We start from the raw sequence: 19,804 nt of genomic DNA on the forward strand, positions 1-19,804 counted from the left end.
TCTTTTAATTTAAAATTTAACGTTTAAACTTAAACCAAAACTTCTTGTTTTTGGCACTCCGAATTGTTCTACACCCTGAGCATTTCCGGCACTAAATACAGATTCCGGATCTACGTTTGGTGTTTTCTTGTAAAGAATGAATAAGTTTCTTGCCACAAATGAAACAGAAGCTCCCTGAAGTTTAGATAATCCTCTTATTTTTTCGATTGGCAGCTGATAACCAAAAATTACCTGTCTTAGTTTTACAAAACTCGCATCATAAACAAACGTTGACGATATGTTTCTTAATCCGTCATAGTAGGTTCTCAGGTTTTCCGGGGCAATAACCATGTTAACCGGATTTCCGTTGGTATCTACACCTGAAATCGGTAATCCGTTTTCACGACCTTCCAGGGTAAGTTTTGTTAATCCCATACGCGTTCCGTACAAATCGGTTCCGGAATATAAGCTTCCGCCAAATTTTCCGTCAATTAAAAAGCTGAAGGATAAAGCTTTGTATTTAAATTCATTGCTAATACCCGCTGACCATGGGTGAACTCCCTGACCCAATTCCTCAAGAGGACCTTGTGCGATAGTGGCCGATCCGCCGCTTACGTTGTAAACCGTATTGCCATTGGCATCTTTACGGGGTTTGTATCCTTTTATAATGCTGTACGGACGACCAACATCACTGGTAATCGTAACGTAACCATTTACAGAAGTTGCCATTGTAATCGAGTTTAGCTGATCGGTAAGGGCTTCAACTGTATTTTCATTGTAGGATCCGTTGAAGCTGGCTTCCCAGGAGAAATTTTCATTGTTGATTATTTTTCCGCTAAGCAAAAGCTCAATTCCTTTATTTCTCATCTTTCCAAGATTCAGTAAAGCCGTGTTTGCTCCTGAAGCGTTAGAGATTGTAGTTTCAACAATATCATTGGTGGTAGCGCGGTTGTACCAGGCCACATCAAGATTCAGGCGATTGTTGAAAAAGCCTAAATCGGTACCAATTTCAAATGTAGTGGAAGTTAACGGACTTAAAGTCGCATTTGGTACTCTTGAACTTGTGGGTCCCTGTAATTGTTGTCCGTTATGTCCGCCCTGAATCATGGAATAAGACGGGTTCAGGGCATACGGATCCGGAGTGGCTCCACCTACCTGAGCCCATGAAGTTCTTAGTTTGGTGAAAGAAACCCATTCCGGCATTTTTATGATATCCGAAAGGATGATACTGGTTCCGATCGAAGGATAAAATACGGTGTTGTTTTCTTTAGATAAGGTAGAAAACCAATCCTGACGTCCCGTTAAGTTTAAGAAAATAATGTTTTTGTAATCTAAATCTACTGCACCGTAAACGGAGTTTGTTTTGGTTTTTCCGTAGGGATACGTATACGTCAGGGTAGATAAATTGCTTAAGGCATAGAAATCATCTAACACAAAATTCGATCCTTCCACTTTGGTTTCGTCTCTTAAAGTCGTGCGGGAATTGACTCCAACCAGAGCATTTAAAGAGAAATCCTGGAAAATGTTTTTCTTGGTATAATTCAGAATTGCTTCCGAATTCAGGTTTTGTAATTTTACTTTAGAACCTTGTGCGTATCCAACCGGATTGTTTAAAGTTGTTTTTGGAATATATCCGAAGAAATCATAATTCGTATAATCTTGTCCGATTCGTCCCTGAAGGAACAAGTCCGGTGTGAAGTTCAATTTTACGTTCAACATTCCGATGAAACGGTTTTTGGTATCGCTGTTTTTAATTTTATTGATCACATAATAAGGATTTGTAGCCACTGCAACAGGATTCCATGCTTGTTCAATGCCGTTGGCATCATAACCCGGAGCAAGATTTCTAATATCGACCGTATTACCAATCATATAAGTTCCCCAGTTTGGATTGGCTTCTGCATCAGAAACGGTTACCCTGTTGTTTGCTTTGTCAATGTTGTACTGCGCGACTACATCAAATTTTAACCAGTTGGTTAAGTTGACGTTTGTTGCAATGTTTACACTTTTACGATTAAAATCTGAATTCGGTACAACACCTTCGTTATCCATGTTCATGAAAGAAAGACGCCCTGTTGCTTTTTCTGTTCCTCCGGATAAAGCGATAGAGTTAATGTAAGTGGTTCCGGTCTGATAAAAGTTTTTAATGTTGTTTTTTTGAGGAGAGTACGGTCTTGCCACTCCGTCAAACTGAATCACATCTGTACCATCCATTTTGGCTCCCCAGGACCAACGTCCGGCGGCTATAGCTTCGGCTTGTGTGGTTGGTTTTTTGCCTAGTGAGCCTGAACCGTATTCGTACTGCCAGTCCGGTGTAATAGACGGAGTTTCGAAAGTAAAGGAGGAGTTGTAATCTACCCCAATACCTTTTTGGGCGGCACCTCTTTTGGTCTGAATCAGAATAACTCCATTGGCAGCACTTGCACCGTAAAGCGCGGCTGCTGTTCCTCCTTTAAGAACGGTAATGGTTTTAATATCATCAGGGTTGATGACAGAAGTTCCGTCACCTCGGTCTACATTGATTCTGGTGGATCCCGCTCCGTTACCAATTCCCGGTAAATTAAGCTGGGTATTGTCTATTGGTAAATCATTTACCACATACATCGGCTGGTTGTTTCCATTAAGGGAGCCATTACCACGAATCACGACGCGGGTTGATCCGTTTGGACCCGTTGAGGTACTGCTTACATTTACACCGGCAATTTTACCTACCAGCGCATTGGCGATATTGGTTTCTTTCGCCTTTGTAAATTCTGTTCCTTTAAGTTCCGTTACTGCGTATGCAATTGATTTACTGCTTTTTTTAACACCAAGTGCCGTTACTACAACCTGATCCAGAACATTTTCTGCCGGTTTTAGTCTAATCGTTAAACTTGTAGTTTTAATTAAAGCAAATGATAAAGTTTCGTAGCCCATATAGGTTACAATAATGTGGACTTCGTTTTCAGGAACATTTAATTTAAATTTTCCGTTTTCGTCAGAAATTGTTACTAATTTATTATTGCTTTCCGCATAAATAGTAGCTCCGGCAATTGGCATTCCGTCATCCTGGCCTAATACCTGACCTGAAATTTCGACCTGATTGCTTGTTTGTTCAAAAAGAGGCTTTTTAATTGCAGTCTCTTTTGCGCTTGCGGAAAGGATTATCCCTCCCATAAGCACGAATGAAATTAGCTTTGTTTTCATAATTCTTTGGTTTTCATGTTTTTTTGGTTTTTGTTGGCGATCAAATATAAATATTTATTTTTCACGTTTGCATTTTTTTTGCACAAAATGCATATTTTTTGCAATATTTTTTGCTGAAGTATTTTTAAATTCTAAAAGAAGTACTGTTTTTGAAGGTATTTTGAGATTTTTTTGCATAAAGTGTTTTAGTATTGCAAAAATAAATTTTGGCTGAAAATTCGTATTTTTGAAGTATGAAAATTGCACTTATTCAATCCGATCTTTATTGGGAAGACGCTTCTAAGAATAGAAATAACTTCGAATCGAAAATAAATCAACTCGATTCAGAAGTGAATTTAGTGGTGCTTCCTGAAATGTTTTCCACTGGTTTTACCATGAATGCCAGCGAAGTAGCCGAAACCATGCAGGGAGAAACGGTGCTTTGGATGCAGTCTTTGGCAAGGCAGAAAAAAATGGCCATTGCGGGCAGTGTCATTATTTCAGAAGAGGAGAAGTATTACAACCGCATGCTGTTTGTTTTTCCGAATGGACAAATACAACAGTATAATAAACGCCATTTGTTTTCACTGGCCGGAGAAGATAAGTACTACGAGGCCGGAACTCAGAAAGTAATCGTGGAGTATTTAGACTGGAAAATCTGTCTTCAGATTTGTTATGATTTAAGATTTCCTGTTTTTGCAAGAAATGTAGAAAATTATGACTTGCTTTTATACGTAGCCAATTGGCCGAAAGTTCGCACGAATGCCTGGGATGCTTTGCTGAAAGCGCGTGCCATTGAAAACCTGAGTTATGTAGTCGCCGTAAACAGGGTCGGACTGGATGCGAATGCGTATGAGCATATTGGTCATTCGCAGGTTGTTGATTTTCTTGGAAATCCAGTTTTGGATCCCCAGGAAAACGAAGGTGTTTTTATAGTTGAAATCGATAAAAAACCAATGCTGGAAACGCGTAAAAAGCTGGATTTTTTAAGTGACAGGGATCAGTTTGAAATTAAAATACTATAAATTAGATTTTAAAACTGTAATTTCTTCTTTTGAGTTTTTGGTACGAACGGTAATTTTTTTGTACTCCCATTCAGTCCCTTTTTTGATAGCGGAAATATTTAATTTCCCTCTGCCTTTTGAACCCTCTATTCTAACAGATAAATCAACAGAATTATTATTGTTGGAATAGGAAGCATTTCCTTCTATAATGGCTAATTTATCAATTTGCTTGATTTCGCCCATAACTTCAAGGATTCTGGTATTTGAGTTTGCCTGATGTATTGCATTTTTATAAAGTGAGTTTTCTGTATAGGCCTGAGCCATATCACTAATCCCTTTTCCGGAATTTACAGATATTGAAACTATAAACAGTACAAAAAGGCATCCCGCTGAAAACCATTTCCAGTTTTTCTTTATCCAGCTTTCTTTTTGAACTACATCATTATCCATTTTTACGGTTTAAAAAGCTTTCCTTTTCTTGGCGTCCTCTTTTTTCTTTTTGTCTTCCAGTTTTTTCTCCACTTCAGGGCTGAAAGGAATGCTTAAATCTACTGTTTCATTTCGGTCCCAATTGGCTCGGACATCAAATTCCTGCTGATAATAGTAAACTTCCTCGGCAAGTCTTTTTTCCAGAAAACTTCCGGGATCGTATATTTTGTTTTTGTTATCATCGTAAATAACGCGAATTGTAAACGCATTAGGCTCTATCAGATTGAATTCAATTTTGGTCTCGCCTTCAGAATAAGCCTCCGCCAATATGATGTCTCCTTTTTTATTGGTCAATTGTACAATTATAGGAAAACGTTTTACATTTTTCAGATTCAATATTAAATTTCCGTAATCCGCCAGTTCTTTTGTAGTTAGCTTATACGATAACGTATCGTTTGCCTTTTCGTAAAAATCCGTTAAAGCGCCCGGAAAAAAGGTAAAATGATATTTTTCTAAAGGCTCTTTCTTGAAATCAACATACATTTTTTGGTCAAATTCATCGTACTCTGTTGTGAAATCTACGGCTACGGAATCTTTATTGACTAATTTGATTTTAGATTTATCAAATTTCACCAAAGGCGTTTCGGTCTCTAAAGTGAAACGGTCCCTGAAATTGATAATTCCGTTTTGTACGGCCTTTATGTTTAAGGTGTCTTTTTTCTGGTCTTTAATTTTAACAGTAAACCTCTTTTTATAACTTTCTCTTTCTACTTCTAAAGATAAGGAGTCGGCTTTTAGGGGTTTATACCAAACCTGTAACGAATCTTTTTTTGGAAATTGGGTTACGATAGTCTCGAGAACTTCAGTATTGTTCTTCAGGACAATTTTTGGTTTCGAATTCTTAAAGTTTTGTTTGCCTTCATACGGAAGCAACAATCTGTTACCGGAAGCCTGTATGGGTTTGAAGGTTTTTAACGGAAGGGTTTCCTTAAATAATTCTACCTCAAAAACCGAGTCGTTGGGCACAGTGATGTAACTTTTAAGAAATCCGATTTTATCATCCTTCGGATTAAATTTATTGTTGCTCCCCTTGTCCTTTAAGGCAAGCAAAAGATATTTTCCGGCTTTTAAATTTTCAAATTTAAAAGTTCTCATACTGTCTAATGTATTCGTAATATATCTTGGGTTTTCTTTGTAAATAACCGAATCTTTAAATTTGTCATTCACCTCATAAAGCATTACCGAAACAAAATTGTCTACATTTTTTTCGTAAGCATCTTTGATTTTTCCGTTAAGGCTAAGCGAGTCGATGTAAGATCCTGTCGAGAAAACATATTTGAACTGGTTATAAGCATTTCCTTCATTATTATCTGTGATGCCCTGGCCAAAGTTCAGACTGTAGGTCGTGTTCGGCTGTAAAGTATCTCTCAGTTTAATTGTGATAAATCTGCTGACATTTGTTGGAGTAATCAGCGGCTCATGTTTCATTGGAGGTGAAATAATCAGCTGCTTATTTATGTTTTTAAGCTTTATATATTCATCAAATGTCAAAGTGATTTCATCTCCTTTAAAATCAGTACTAAGGTTTTTAGGGGAACTGGAGATCAGAACCGGAGCAAGAGTATCTTTTAATCCACCAGTAATACTGCCCCTCTTGGCGCAGCTCATCATTAGTAACAACAATAAAAATGAAATATATTTCAGTGTGTTTTTCAACATAACAGGTTTTGAATTTTATTCCACAAAATAACAATTATATTTGCTTTAATAGAAATTTTTTATGCCTTTATTAGTATTTACAGTTTTTATCTTTCACGGTTTCTTTGCCTGCAGATCCGAAAATGCGTTATAATTTCTTACTTTTGGTTTTGTTTTTAATTTAACTGGTTTTGAAAAAGAATATTATAGTGGGTTTCGTGTTTTTTTTGCTGCTGTCCTGTAGTAAAAAAGAAGCGCCGGTTGTCTCTTTTTATTATTGGAAAACCATTTTTAAATTATCCGAAACAGAAAAAGAAGTTTTAAAGGACAATGATGTCCGTAAACTTTATATTCGTTATTTCGATATTGGTTTACATCCTCAGAATCAGGAGCCCATTCCGATTTCCCCCATTCGTTTTCAGGAAAATGCGAGCCGTTTTACGGTCGTTCCGGTCGTTTTTATCAAAAATAAAGTCCTGTTAAAACAGAATCTCGATATTGATGATCTGGTTGAAAAAACATTTCGACTGATTGCCGAAATCAATAAAAAAAACAAAATGGATTGTCAGGAAATCCAGATCGATTGTGACTGGACACTTTCGAGTAAAGACAATTATCTGAAATTTATTGAAAAATTTAAAAAGCGTTCACAAAAGAAACTTTCGGCTACGATTCGGCTGCATCAGGTGAAATATTTTAAAAAGACAAAAATTCCAAACGTCGATTCCGGAGTTTTGATGTATTACAACATGGGTTCAATTGCACCTGATTCGCTAAACTCGGTATACGATTCCAAAATCGCAGCACGATATTTGAAGAGTCTGAAAAACTATCCGCTCCCTCTTGATTTTGCTTTGCCGGTCTATTCCTGGGGCGTTCATATCAGGAATCAAAAGGTAATTGGCCTGCGTTCGAAAATGAATGTGAATGGACTGAAGAACGATAAAAATTTTGAACAAACGAGTGCTGTATTTTTTAAGGCCAAACATTCCAATTATAAAAACGGGATCTTTTACGAAGAAAATGACCTGCTGAAAATTGAGGCAATCAGGGCAGAAGATTTAAAACAAATGGGCAAAGAGCTGCAGGAGAACATAGTGCAACAGCCAAAAGAAATTATATTTTACGATTTAGACGAATTCAATTTAAAAAACTATGAAAAGAATATTTTTGAACAAGTTATTTCTTGTTTCTAGTGCCTCTTTACTTTTTGTATACGGAATAATTTACGCCTGTGGAGGCGGAGACGATTGGGATTATTTTGGTTACAATTCGAATTTTACGCCGGAAACATTTGCAGATAAATCCTATACGCCACTTTTTTTATCAGGCGGAATATTTTACGGAATTGATTATGATACACAACATAATTCCCGTTTTAATGAAGATATAAAAACAGACTGGCAAACTTATCTGAAAGGAAAAGCAGCTGCGGCAACGGTAAATTATTTCCTGATTGGTCCGGATCAGCCAGCTTCTTATGAAGACAGAGGTAAAACCCCGGAAAATAAACCCGAAATAGAACAGCTTCATGTTTTTTATAAAACTAAAAAAGAAAATAAGACTTCGTTGAAATGGGGTAAAAAAATCAGCCTGAAAGACGATAAAATCAAAAATTTCATTGAATTTCTATACCTGGCGCAAAAAATAGAAACCGTTTCTATCGGTGATGATTACTGGAGTTATGATCCTGTGGTCGCAAAAACATTCGATGATCCAAAGCTGATTCAGTCTATTGAAAATGTTTATAATACAACCTCAGATCCCTTCCTGAAAAACAGATATTGGTTCCTGACCGTAAAAGCGCGTTTTTACAGTAATGACAAGCAAAAGGCAGTTTTGTTTTTTAATAAAACCGAGGCTTCAGTTCCTAAAAACACCTTGTATTACAGGGCACTTTCGTATGTGGCCGGAATCAATTACAAGCAAAAAAAATATGCAGTTTCCAATTATTTATACGCTCAGGTGTTTGATAAATGCCCTGCAATGCGAGTGGTGACTGCGTATAGTTTTCATCCGCAAAACGATGCAGACTGGAATAAATCTCTGGCAATGGCCAAAAACAATAAAGAAAAAGCCGCGCTTTGGGCCATTCACGGCTATTATAAGGATGAGAAACAAGCGATCGAGAAGATTTACGAATTAGATCCGAAAAGCGAACATCTGAATTATCTGGTCACACGATTGGTAAACAAACAAGAGCAGGAAATCAATAATTCTTTTCAGCAAAAGGCAGAAGAGAATGTTCCGTTGAAACAGCAGACCATTGCAGAGAACAAATCGGAGAACCAGGCTAAGCTGAATAAAAGTGCTTTTGACTTAATTTCGAAAATTTCGGCTGCAGGAAATACAGAGCGTCCGTACGTGTGGGATTTAGTGCTGGGATATTTACAGACTTTAAAAGGTGATTATGCAAACGCTGACAAGAATTTTGACAAAGCCGAAAAAATCCTGCCAAAAACAGAATTGGCAGGGTATCAGTTGAGGTTGCTTCGTTTTGTAAATAACATGAGTAAAATTGACAAACTCACCGATAAAAACGAAAAGACAATCCTGGCCGATCTGAACTGGCTGTATTACGAACTTCCAAAAACCTATAAAGGACAGGAATTTCGATACCAAAATGCAGTCTCGTGGAGCAGAAGTTATTTGTCGACCCTTTACAAGGAAAAAGGAAATCCGGTCATGGCTGAGATATTTGGCGAATCCCGCTATAGTTATTGGAACGAAGGAAATGCTTTTTATGATAATGAAAAGGTTTTGTTGGATATGAAAGCATTTTTAGTCAAACCTAATAAAACGGAAATTGAGAATATTGGCGCAGGAGTCTATAGTCTGAAATTAAAAGATATTAATAATTTTCAGGCGGTTCAGGCGACTTTCAAAAATAAAATTCCGGAAGCAATTGCTTTTTTACAGCAAACAGATTCTGTTCAGTATAGTCAATTCTTGGGAAATCCGTTTAACGGAAGTATAAAAGATTGTCACGATTGTGATCATGTGGCGTATCAGAAAAAGAAATATTCTCAAATTGATTTTCTAACTACCGTAAAGTCCATGCAGGATAAACTCGCTCAGAAAGAGGATGTTTACACCAATAGTTTGCTGCTTGGGAATGCCTTCTATAATATCACTCATTTTGGGAACGGCAGGACTTTTTACGAAACAAGTATTGTAGGTTCTGGTTCCAGTCCGTATACGTTCAGGGACTCCATGAAAAAGATGATCACCAATTGTGATATTCCAAAAATGTATTATCAAAAAGCATTCGAGGCTGCCACAACAAAAGAACAAAAGGCGAAATGTATTTACATGATAGCGAAATGCGAACGCAATGCCTATTATAATAACAAGTACAACAATTTGAAAAATTGGTGGGAAGCTGATGACGATAAAATCAATTTTATTGCCTGGAACGGTTTTAAAACCCTGAAAAAAGAATATTCGGATACCAAATACTATCAGGACGTAATTGCTGAATGTGGTTATTTCAATACGTATGTGAGTCAATAATTATAATTGAATTAAGAGAAATGGTAAATAAAATAGAACATATCGGAATTGCAGTTAAAAACATGGAGGACGCCAATGTGCTGTTCGAAAAATTATTAGGCGTTCCGTCTTACAAAATGGAATCGGTCGAAAGTGAAGGAGTCCTGACTTCGTTTTTTCAAACCGGAACCAATAAAATCGAGCTGCTGATGGCAACTAATCCGGAAAGTCCGATTGCAAAATTTTTAGAGAAAAAAGGAGAAGGAATTCATCACATCGCTTTTGATGTCGAAGATATTCGGGCGGAGATTACCCGCCTGAAAAATGAGGGTTTTGTATTGATAAACGAAGTTCCGAAAAGGGGCGCAGACAACAAACTGGTTGTTTTTTTGCATCCAAAGAATACAAATGGAGTTTTAGTGGAGCTTTGTCAGGAAATTAAATAAAAAAAACCTTTTTCCCACATTAAATAAGGTGTTGAAAATCAATTGTGTTCTTGAAAATACGCCGGCCTATTTGAAATTAAATAAAAATCATACTGTAAAATATTTGCAGTGAATAAAAAATAGTAGTAATATTGCATCCTCAAACCGGTCCTATAGCTCAGCTGGTTAGAGCACCTGACTCATAATCAGGTGGTCCCTGGTTCGAGCCCAGGTGGGACCACTAGTAAAATCAAGCCTTCGCAAATATGTGAAGGCTTTTTTGTTTTAATCGACGAACATTTGACGAACATTTTTAAAAAATGATGTAAAAAAAGACTTGCTTTATTTTTAATTAGTTTTGCTTATTTTTATCGAAGCTAACTAATTGAACATGGAAATTTATATCTACATCATAACGTTTGTGTTATTTTTTGCAAAGATTGGTTTTCCCGTGTTCTTACTTTTTAGATTATTTTTCATTGTCAAACCTCTTTTGATAAATTTATACGCTGAAGAAAAATTTACTTATTATATCGGAATTAATAAAAGTAGATTGATAATCTTGTGTTCACTTTTCCTGTTATCTTGTTTTTTAGGAATCGTCTTTGGAAATGAAATTTCGAAGAATTCAGATATTTATAATCAAACATTTTATACCTTTCTACTTGTTTTGATTCAATTCATTTTGCTTTATCTGTTTGAAATAAAAACTCCAGTACATATTTTAAAAATTTTAAATGAGTATATTCTAAACCCTAAAGAAATATTTAAAGAAAGGAAAGTAGTTTTTGAAGAAAGCAAAGCTATTTCGTCAATTCAAAATGGTGTCAGTTTTAAAGATGTGATAAATTTATCTAATGGAGATATTATTAAACAGATTGACTCAAGAGAATTTGAATTGATTATAGAAAAACATAAGGATGTTTTTCAAGACCAATTTTCGATTGATAATCTTTATAAACTTTGTAATGGAATAAAAATAAAAGAAGGATCAATTGCTATAAAAATTGACAACAAAAGAAATTCCAAACAGAATATAGTTGAAATATTAGCTTCACTTTTCAATATTCAGAAGAACTGGAATTCTCAAATAAAAGATAGATCCAATACCAAAATCATTGATTTTCTGAATATGTTTATCATAATAAACCAAAAAGAGAAAATATTACACAGTAATGATTTTACCCGATTATTTGAAAAATTAGACTAACCTAATTGTAAAATTTTATTACTGCAATCTGATTTTTCAAATAAAGTAAGTTATAATGATTTACCCTACTTGGGTATTAATCAGTATGGTTTATTTTAGATGTGTAAAATGTTTTTACACGATTTTTTACTTCATCAAACCTCTGTACACTTGTCTCTTAATTCAAAAAATAGAATCATGGACACAAGTAATTTTACTTCAAAAATTGATCGATTAGAATTGATCGTACAGGAACTAGCGAACAAACAAGATGCTTTTATTAAGAAAGCATTAATGAAATTATCTTTAAATAGTAAAGATGTTTATTCCTCTGAAGAAGCTGCCGAGTTTTTATCGATTGAGGTCAAATACATTTATCAACTCACCCACCAACGAAAAATTAGATATTCCAAGAAAAAAGGTCAGAAGAAAATCTATTTTAGAAAAGAGGATCTTCTGGATTATTTAAACGGAGAAATCATAAATACTACCGAAGATCTTGAAAATAAAAATGCTGCTTTTTGGAAAAAATAATGCGTTTAACTCTCACAAATAAAACGCATAAAAATTTGTTGTCTTTTAATCAAATCCTTACGACAAAACTGGAAGGATTGTAATTTGAATCTTATGAACCTAGATATTCCTTATATCCGAGTAGGGACTTCCTACTTCAAAATTATAGACAAGCCTTTGATTTCAGGTGATAAAGTAAAAGTAATGGTTCGATGGAATCGGGAAACAATCATTACCGATCACGGAAAATCATTTTTAAACGATATATCCAAATTAGATGGCTTTTGTTGTATCCCTAACCATTTTGGATACGAACAAATCGTAGCTGATTTTTATAATACCTATCATGAACTGCCAAATCAACCAATAGATAAAGATTTTTCAATAGATGAATTGGAAAAATTAATTCCGAATTCTTTGAAGTTTATCCACCATATTTTTGGAGAACAAAGTGAATTGGGCTTAGACTATGTAAAGCTTTTATATGAAAAACCTACGCAAACGTTACCAATTCTCTGTTTAGTAAGCAAAGAGCGATCGACTGGAAAAAGTTCTTTCATAAAGTGGTTAAAATCAATTTTTGGAATGAATATGACTTACATAAAAGGGGATTCATTTGGCTCGCAGTTTAATTCTGATTGGGCAAGTATGTTACTTGTGGCAATTGATGAAGTCTTTTTTGATAAAAAAGAAATTACAGAACGTTTAAAATATCTTTCAACAACCGACAAAGATAAAGTAGAAGCAAAAGGAAAGGATCGGCAAGAAATCGAATTCTTTGCAAAATTTATCCTTTGTTCTAATAATGAAGACAATTTTATCCAAATCGACGAAGAAGAAATCCGTTTTTGGATTCGTAAGATTCGCACTATAAATACAGAAGATGTATTCTTTCTTAAAAAACTGAACAAAGAAATTCCGTATTTCTTAAAGTATCTGCAAATGAGAAATTATTTTTCCGAGCAAAAAACTAGAATGTGGTTTAAACCCGAGCAGATTATGACACCCTCTCTATTAAAGCTTGTAAATCGAAATAAAGAAGAAATACTAATGCTTGAATTGATTCATGAATGTTTTGAAAAAATGGAAGATGATGAGTTGAAATTAGCTCCTAATGATCTTTTTATTCTACTGAGAAAGCAAAATAACAGAATGGATATTTCTGCTAATGAAATAAGAAATATTCTCAAACGATGGGGTTTTACGCCTGAAGACAATACGAAGTCTTATTGTGGAATTGAATTATTGTCGCATGGTGAGTATATAAAAATAGATCGAAGAGGGCGCTTTTATACCATTAAAAAGATTTTGTTTTATAAAATATTTGATGCTTTGATGCGAAATTAGTGTAAAGTCTTGTAATTGAGCTAAACAGATCTGCATCAAAGCTTGCATCAAACTAAAAAACAATCTTTTTTGATGCAAAACTGATGCAGGACAAAAATAAAGTGATGCACTGATGCAGTTATTGATGCGATTTAATGTTAACGTAGTCAGTCAGTTAGATGATATTTGCATCAAAATATCAAAAAAAGCAAAAATTATAGTTATTTTTTTTCATCAGCAAATGAACAAACTTGTTCGAAATCAAATAGAAGATTTATTAAAAAAAGCAATTATGGAAAAGTTCAATTGTAAAATTGCAAATCAAATTGATTTGGTCAATTATCTTGAAACATTAGGACATGAGCCATCAAAAATAAAAAATCAGGATCATTGGTATCTATCGCCATTTCGAAATGAAAATACACCCTCTTTCAAAGTGAATCAAAAACTTAATTTATGGTATGACCATGGATTAGGCAAGGGAGGAAATGTAGTTGATTTTGGAATTGAATATTTTAGATGTACAGTTTCTGAATTTTTACAGCTTTTAAATGGCAGTAGTATTTCCTCAGGGATAAGTTTATCTTCTAAGAATGAGAATCGACAATCTTCAAATCAAAGAATTGTAAATGACAAAAAAGCTAATGTCCATGACAAAATTGTTATTGTTGATGTACGCACATTAGAAAATAAGTTCCTTATGGCTTATTTAAATAGCCGAAGCATTTCGCATGAGATAGCAAGACAACATTGTAAAGAAGTTGATTTTTGTTTAAATAATCGAAAGTATACTGCTATTGGATTTCAGAATATTTCAGGAGGATACGAACTCAGAAATGAATATTTTAAAGGCAGCAGCTCACCAAAAGATATCACTTTCATAGATAGGCAAGCAAAATCAGTAGCCGTTTTCGAGGGCTTTTTTGACTACCTCTCTTATAAAATGATGAATCAAAAATCGGTTAACCTACAAACAAATTTCCTGATACTAAATTCTCTATCTTTTTTTAAGAAGTCTCTAGAATTAATGGAAAAACATGAGACAGTTGATCTCTATTTAGACAGAGATACGGGAGGTATAAAATGTACTTGCGAAGCCCTACAAAGAGATTCTGCAAAATATATCGACCAAAGTTTATTATATGAGAAAAAGAAAGATTTAAACGAATGGTTAAACCAGAAACAGCAAGTTAAACGAGGTCATAGTTTTAGGCGATCTATATGACGTTCGAGTGGTAGCCAGCTATGTTTTGGTAAAACCAAAACGCTGGCTCCCCTCATGCTATCGCATTCGTTGAGAGGATTTTTTTCATGCTGCCGCATTCAAAAAATAAATGATGAAAGATTATGGAACAACAGAATGAAACTAAAAAAAATACAGGAGGCAGACCGAAAAAGGCGATAAAAAGAGACCAACTTATGGCAATTAAATGTACACTCTACGAGCGTAAAATAATTGAATCTAAAGCTAAAAAAGTAAATCTAACCGTTTCCGAATACCTTCGTGAAATTGGACTCACGGGAAAGATTGATTATAAAAATAAAGCCCTTCCAAAAGAAATTCTAAGTTTTACAGGAATGCTCAACCACATGGCTGCCAACCTGAACCAAATCGCTAAAAAGAGAAACAGTAACGATGAATTAAACCCCCTTGAACGGGCAGAATTAAAAGTACAGTCAGGTCAGGTTAAAGATCTTGCTGTCCAAATTAAAAACTTTATATCATGATAGGTCATGTAAGCATAGGCAGCTCTTTTTATCATTGCATTAGCTACTGTCTGGAAGATAAAAAAGAATTGTCTGAGGAGAAAAAACTTGGACTTGCAATGCAAGACCATTTGCAGCATAAAGAACGAGCAGAAGTATTAGAATATAATAAATGCTTTGGCAACAAGTATGAGCTTACAGAGCAGTTTAAAGATGTTAGGAGATTAAGCAGGCGTGTTGAAAAACCAATGTTGCATCTCACCTTACGTCTAGCCCCGGAAGATATATTGACCAAAGAACAATTAAGAGAAGTTGGAAGAGAATGCGCCAAGGAGTTTGGTATAGCAGACAACCAATATATTTGTGTGCTACATAAGGATACCAAAGAACAGCATATTCACATTGCAGCCAATCGAGTTGGCTTTGATGGTAAGGTTGCCAATGATAGCAATAGCTATAAACGCATGGCTGAACTTTGTCGTCGGCTTGAAAAAAAATACGATCTTCAAGAAGTATTGAGTCCAAGAGCATTCCTTTCTCCTAAAGATAGACTACTGCCTCGCCATGACAGCAGGAAAGAAAAACTTAAAGAAAATATTCAACAGACATTAAAATATGCCAGTTCCTATTTAGAATTTGAAATACATATGAGGGAGTTGGGTTATAAAGTTCTTAAGGGCAGGGGAATTTCTTTTATAGATGATAAAAAAGTAAAAATAAAAGGAAGCGAAGTTGGTTTTTCATTGATGAAAATTGAAAAGATATTACATCAGAAACAACATTATGCCATCAGAAATGCTGGTGAAGAAAAAAATTATGATAGAGATAGTCAGTCAATATCTAATTCTTTTAACACTGAAAAACAAAACAAAGAAAAGCAAAGCTATAGTTTAGATAGACCAGGAGAAACAGTTGTTAAAGAGGTTTTAGGAGCTATAGGACAATTAATGAATTCTGAATATGAGCCGGATTATATCGATCCTGAATTACAGAGAATTCCTCAAAAGAAAAAGAAGAAATCAGCATTAAGGAGATGATATTAAAAGATAAAAAATATGGAAACAAATTCAAATACAGACAAAGGACATATAGAAAGAGAGACCTTACAATTAGTACTGGAGGAATTTACACTGGAACAGAAAACAAACAATCAGCATATTGAGGCGCTTATTACTGCAGTTAAGAATGTAGAGGATAAAATCGATGTGTTTAAAAAGGAACATAGAATAGAAAAAAATGTTTCAGAACAATTGGATATTAAGCAAATTGAAGCTATTCTTCAAAAAGGTTTTCTAGACATAAAATATATGATTGGCAGGCAGCCAAAAAATATCGTTAAGAAATTCCAGATTTTGTTATTTCCGGAACAGGATGCGAAATTGTTTTATAAAATTGTTTTCAGCAGGTGGTTTTTATGGCTTGCTATAATGGTAGCCCTAAGCAATCTTTATAACTGGGGAATACATTATAGCGACAATAACAAAGAAATTGAAATACAACAAATTCAAAATGATAGGTTAAGAAAAGCTTGGGAGTATATGTATGATAATAACAATAAAGAAACTAAAAAACTTATGAAAAAAGCTTATATAAACTCATTAGAAAATAAATAATAGTCAATAAGTGATTTTTTTAATGATTATTAATATAACTTATTAAGATTTTAGTCTTAATGAATAGGAAAGAACTTTTTTTATTAAGTTAATATCTCATAAAATGCTTAAAAGATGCATTTTTAAGTTATATTTATTTCGTAAAAGTTCTTATGTTTGTTGGGTAGAGGCTGATTAGTTTATTATCCTTTTGGAATGCTGGTACCCAATCGTCATGCCGACACCGAAGAATACCGTTATGGGTTCCAGGGGCAGGAGAAAGACAAGGAACTAAAAGGGGAAGGGAATTCAATTAATTATACTTTTAGAATGCATGATCCAAGGATTGGACGTTTCTTTGCAGTGGACCCTTTGTTTAAAAAATATCCTCATAATTCGCCATACGCATTTAGTGAAAATAGTGTTATAGCATTTATTGAATTAGAAGGTTTAGAGAAATATAGTGTTGTTGGTCGTAGTTTTGCTCCTCGGGGATCATTTGAAGGATCAATACTTTTTGAAGGTAAAGCGGATGATAGAACCAAATTTCAAATAGCAAATTATAAAAAAATCTCTGCAAGAATTCATGTTAAATTAGATATTGATTTAGATAAATTTACATTAGGAAAGGAAATTAGTTCACAAGCCTCCACTGCTTCTATTGGTGGTAGTAAATGGGAAATAACTAATCAAAGTATTGAAGCTAAGGGGTATGGCAATAAGAAATCTAAAAACATGATGGTTCAAGGATCTTATAAAGCTAAAAATGGGATGAATGTTGGACCTCCTATTGATATCCAATTTAAAATTGAAATTAATAAAATTGATAATTCGAATAATGTTAAAATTGATGCCACCATCACAGGCAACGTGTTTCCAGCTCAAGAAACTATTATTTTTGATTCAGTTGGAAATGGTCTTTTCTTAGGAACTTCGACTGCAAATGGAGGTCCATTAACAGATGTTTATGGTGATGGAAAGGATAATATTTTAAGTAAAAGATCATTGCTTATTTCAACAGATAAAGATGGTAATTTTTTAGGAGTTTTCACTCAAGATAAAAATGGTCAACAAAAATTACAATCATTAGACGATTGGAATAAGCAATTCGAGGATAAAAAAGTATGGAATAAACAAGATGATAGAGAGGATTATAAAGAGAAAAAAAAATAATGTTTTAGGAGTTATAATATTACTACTCCTGAGTTCGTGTAACTCTGAAATACTTGTATATTCTATTAATAAAGATTTTACGGGTGTATGTGCGGTCTTTATATTTGACGATTTAACAAATACTGAACTTGTTAAAATTAATAATGATGGTCTTTCTCATATATCAGAAACAGACATGAATAAGAATTTTATTTTTATACAAAATAAGGTAGAAATTGAATGTGTGCCCATTGGTTCAAAAACAGATTTGAGGGATTCACATCGTTATATTTTTCAATTAACAAATAATACTATTAGTTCTAAATGTGTAGATTCTGACATAAAAGTCATTACTTTTTTTATTGGAACAAATAAGGATTTTTTGGAATGGAGTAATATGAATAAAGGTGAACTTGAATACTTAAGTGATCTAGGAATAGATTGGTGTTCATATTATAAAGAATTACTCGATGTCCGAAGAGTTAAATAACAAATCTTGTCTTGTGTGTGGTAAATGTCACCCCAATGTTTGAAGAGTTCTTTAAAAATAATAAATTTATCGTGTGGCTGTGCGAATGTCTCCTGACTTCGCACCCGCAACGATAATACTCAAAAGGCATTGATTAAAACAAGAAAACAATAAAAACTACAACCCTAAAAAAGTTGTAGTTTTTTTATTTATGCGTATCCATAGTTTCACTTTCACCTAAAATTGTATTTTTGGCACAAACCACAAAACCACAACCATGAAAAAAACGAGTCCCATTATTCCGCTTTTCAAACAGTTCATCAGAGAAACGGAAACGGGTAAGCCACTCAAAAAAAATGGTGAAAAAATAAAATCCAGTTCGATAGATAATTATAAATATGTCTTACAAAATTTAATTCAGTTTTCGAGTGACACTAAGTTTGAACTGCGTATTTGTGATGCCGCAAAACTGGATAAAAGGGAACTAACTTCCGAGAAAAGCTATTGGAAAAAATTCTATCAGAAGTTTACTGATTTCCTTTATAAAAAGGGCTGTCACGACAATTATGTGGGGGCTAATATAAAAGTGATCCGGGTCTTTTTTAATTACCTGAAAAACGACAAGGATTTAAATACGGGTGATTTTCAGCGTCTGTTTTATGTAAGAAAAGAAGAAATCGAAATCTTTGTTTTATCACCGGAACAACTTAAGTTTTTAATTCACGACAAAGAATTTGAACAAACCCTTATTCCGAGTTACAAACGAATCAAAGACATCTTTGTGTTTGGTTGTACCACTGGTTTACGGTATTCCGATATTTTTTTACTGACCAATAAAAACTTCGAAAAAATGGAAGACGATTGGTACCTGAAGCTTAAATCCAAGAAAACCAAAACCTTTAGTTTTATCAAACTTTCTGCTTATGCCGTAACTATTTTTCAGCATTATGCAACGACCAACAATAAAACGCCGCTTTTTGGAAATACCAGTTTATTCAATTTTAATAAAAGCCTAAAACAAATTGGGGAACTAGCCGGCTTTACAGCGCCAATAGAAGTTTCCCGCGAAAAACAAGGTAAAACACAACGTATTACAAAAAAACAGATCTGGTTAAAAATAGGTTTTGCGATAAAATGAGTTCCCACATGATGCGGCGAACTGCCATTACCACTTTATTAATTTTAGGGATGCCGGAACATTTGGTGCGAAAAATTAGCGGACACAGTCATGCCAGCACTTCTTTTAATAGATACGTACATTATGCGCAGGCTTATATGGACAAAGAGATTGAAAAAGTGCATAGTAAACTGGAAAGTTATTAATTGGACCTAATACTGCTAATAAAGAAAATGACGATTTAACCGGTGATAAAATCACAATTCAGGCTACTGATTTGACTGACAATCTGACTGAAAAAGAGCAAATGCTCTAAAAATCTCAAAAAAAGTTTGGACGGAGGAGTGACGGAAGAGTGACGGTACGGTGACGGAGAAATGACGGGTTCGAAAATAATGTCAAACTGCCAGAATTAAGGTTAAAAATCATGATTTGTCGTTCCCCCCTCTCTATAACTTTTAGTATGAGTTTTCTTTTGGTTAAGGTTTAAGGAGTTATAAAGAGTTAAAAAAGAAAAACCTGGTGCCAGAATCATATCTGATACCAG

17 protein-coding genes, 1 tRNA gene and 1 pseudogene are annotated in these 19,804 nt (G+C 34.3%); 16 read left to right on the forward strand and 3 right to left on the reverse strand.

Annotation, left to right across the window (positions count from 1 at the left end; translation table 11 throughout):
* Nucleotides 1-9: 9 nt before the first annotated feature.
* Complete coding sequence (locus EV142_RS18240) at nt 10-3,165, reverse strand: SusC/RagA family TonB-linked outer membrane protein (RefSeq protein WP_132037283.1); 3,156 nt, start codon at nt 3,163-3,165, stop codon at nt 10-12.
* Nucleotides 3,166-3,398: 233 nt separating this feature from the next.
* Here EV142_RS18240 and EV142_RS18245 point away from each other — a divergent pair, with 233 nt between their 5' ends.
* On the forward strand, nt 3,399-4,169 hold the full coding sequence (locus tag EV142_RS18245; RefSeq protein ID WP_132037284.1) for a nitrilase family protein: 771 nt from the start codon (nt 3,399-3,401) through the stop codon (nt 4,167-4,169).
* Here the strand turns inward: EV142_RS18245 and EV142_RS18250 are convergent.
* A complete protein-coding gene (locus EV142_RS18250; RefSeq protein ID WP_132037285.1) occupies nt 4,164-4,598 on the reverse strand; it encodes a cytochrome c oxidase assembly factor Coa1 family protein in 435 nt (144 codons plus the stop codon). The genes EV142_RS18245 and EV142_RS18250 overlap by 6 nt on opposite strands.
* Before the next feature lie 9 nt (nt 4,599-4,607).
* Nucleotides 4,608-6,296, reverse strand: coding sequence for an Ig-like domain-containing protein (locus EV142_RS18255; RefSeq protein WP_132037286.1), 1,689 nt, complete (start codon nt 6,294-6,296; stop codon nt 4,608-4,610).
* 170 nt (nt 6,297-6,466) lie between these two features.
* Here EV142_RS18255 and EV142_RS18260 point away from each other — a divergent pair, with 170 nt between their 5' ends.
* From EV142_RS18260 to EV142_RS18330, 15 genes and pseudogenes are all read left to right on the forward strand, one after another.
* Nucleotides 6,467-7,471 carry a hypothetical protein gene (locus EV142_RS18260; protein WP_238698759.1) on the forward strand — a complete coding sequence of 335 codons (1,005 nt, stop codon included), beginning with the start codon at nt 6,467-6,469 and terminating at the stop codon, nt 7,469-7,471.
* Nucleotides 7,431-9,788, forward strand: a complete 2,358-nt coding sequence (locus EV142_RS18265; RefSeq protein WP_132037287.1) for a hypothetical protein — start codon at nt 7,431-7,433, stop codon at nt 9,786-9,788. Before EV142_RS18260 ends, EV142_RS18265 begins: the two co-directional genes overlap by 41 nt.
* A gap of 20 nt (nt 9,789-9,808) precedes the next feature.
* Nucleotides 9,809-10,213, forward strand: coding sequence for a methylmalonyl-CoA epimerase (mce, locus tag EV142_RS18270; protein ID WP_132037288.1), 405 nt, complete (start codon nt 9,809-9,811; stop codon nt 10,211-10,213).
* A gap of 146 nt (nt 10,214-10,359) precedes the next feature.
* Nucleotides 10,360-10,433: transfer RNA gene (locus EV142_RS18275), tRNA-Ile, on the forward strand.
* Nucleotides 10,434-10,583: 150 nt separating this feature from the next.
* Nucleotides 10,584-11,402, forward strand: coding sequence for a hypothetical protein (locus EV142_RS18280; RefSeq protein ID WP_132037289.1), 819 nt, complete (start codon nt 10,584-10,586; stop codon nt 11,400-11,402).
* A gap of 177 nt (nt 11,403-11,579) precedes the next feature.
* Nucleotides 11,580-11,915: a helix-turn-helix domain-containing protein gene (locus EV142_RS18285; RefSeq protein WP_158286341.1), complete on the forward strand. Its 336-nt coding sequence runs from the start codon at nt 11,580-11,582 to the stop codon at nt 11,913-11,915.
* Nucleotides 11,916-12,008: 93 nt separating this feature from the next.
* The gene (locus tag EV142_RS18290; RefSeq protein WP_132037291.1) at nt 12,009-13,241 is read left to right on the forward strand and encodes a primase-helicase family protein; all 1,233 of its coding nucleotides are present in this window, start codon (nt 12,009-12,011) and stop codon (nt 13,239-13,241) included.
* Nucleotides 13,242-13,353: 112 nt separating this feature from the next.
* Nucleotides 13,354-14,445 carry a toprim domain-containing protein gene (locus tag EV142_RS18295; RefSeq protein ID WP_238698758.1) on the forward strand — a complete coding sequence of 364 codons (1,092 nt, stop codon included), beginning with the start codon at nt 13,354-13,356 and terminating at the stop codon, nt 14,443-14,445.
* 122 nt (nt 14,446-14,567) lie between these two features.
* A complete protein-coding gene (locus EV142_RS18300) occupies nt 14,568-14,948 on the forward strand; it encodes a plasmid mobilization protein (RefSeq protein ID WP_132037292.1) in 381 nt (126 codons plus the stop codon).
* Nucleotides 14,945-15,964, forward strand: coding sequence for a relaxase/mobilization nuclease domain-containing protein (locus EV142_RS18305; RefSeq protein WP_132037293.1), 1,020 nt, complete (start codon nt 14,945-14,947; stop codon nt 15,962-15,964). Before EV142_RS18300 ends, EV142_RS18305 begins: the two co-directional genes overlap by 4 nt.
* 18 nt (nt 15,965-15,982) lie before the next feature.
* Nucleotides 15,983-16,540, forward strand: coding sequence for a hypothetical protein (locus EV142_RS18310; RefSeq protein WP_132037294.1), 558 nt, complete (start codon nt 15,983-15,985; stop codon nt 16,538-16,540).
* A gap of 192 nt (nt 16,541-16,732) precedes the next feature.
* Nucleotides 16,733-17,692 (forward strand): annotated as a pseudogene (locus EV142_RS18315) (RHS repeat domain-containing protein); the annotation flags it as partial.
* Entirely contained in the window at nt 17,658-18,161 is a 504-nt protein-coding gene (locus EV142_RS18320; RefSeq protein ID WP_132037296.1) for a hypothetical protein, read from the forward strand. The pseudogene EV142_RS18315 and the gene EV142_RS18320, both read left to right, overlap by 35 nt.
* A 256-nt stretch (nt 18,162-18,417) precedes the next feature.
* A complete protein-coding gene (locus EV142_RS18325) occupies nt 18,418-19,278 on the forward strand; it encodes a site-specific integrase (protein WP_132037297.1) in 861 nt (286 codons plus the stop codon).
* A gap of 8 nt (nt 19,279-19,286) precedes the next feature.
* Complete coding sequence (locus EV142_RS18330) at nt 19,287-19,463, forward strand: hypothetical protein (protein ID WP_158286342.1); 177 nt, start codon at nt 19,287-19,289, stop codon at nt 19,461-19,463.
* Nucleotides 19,464-19,804 lie beyond the last annotated feature (341 nt).

The organism is Flavobacterium circumlabens, assembly GCF_004345565.1.
Lineage (GTDB): Bacteria > Bacteroidota > Bacteroidia > Flavobacteriales > Flavobacteriaceae > Flavobacterium > Flavobacterium circumlabens.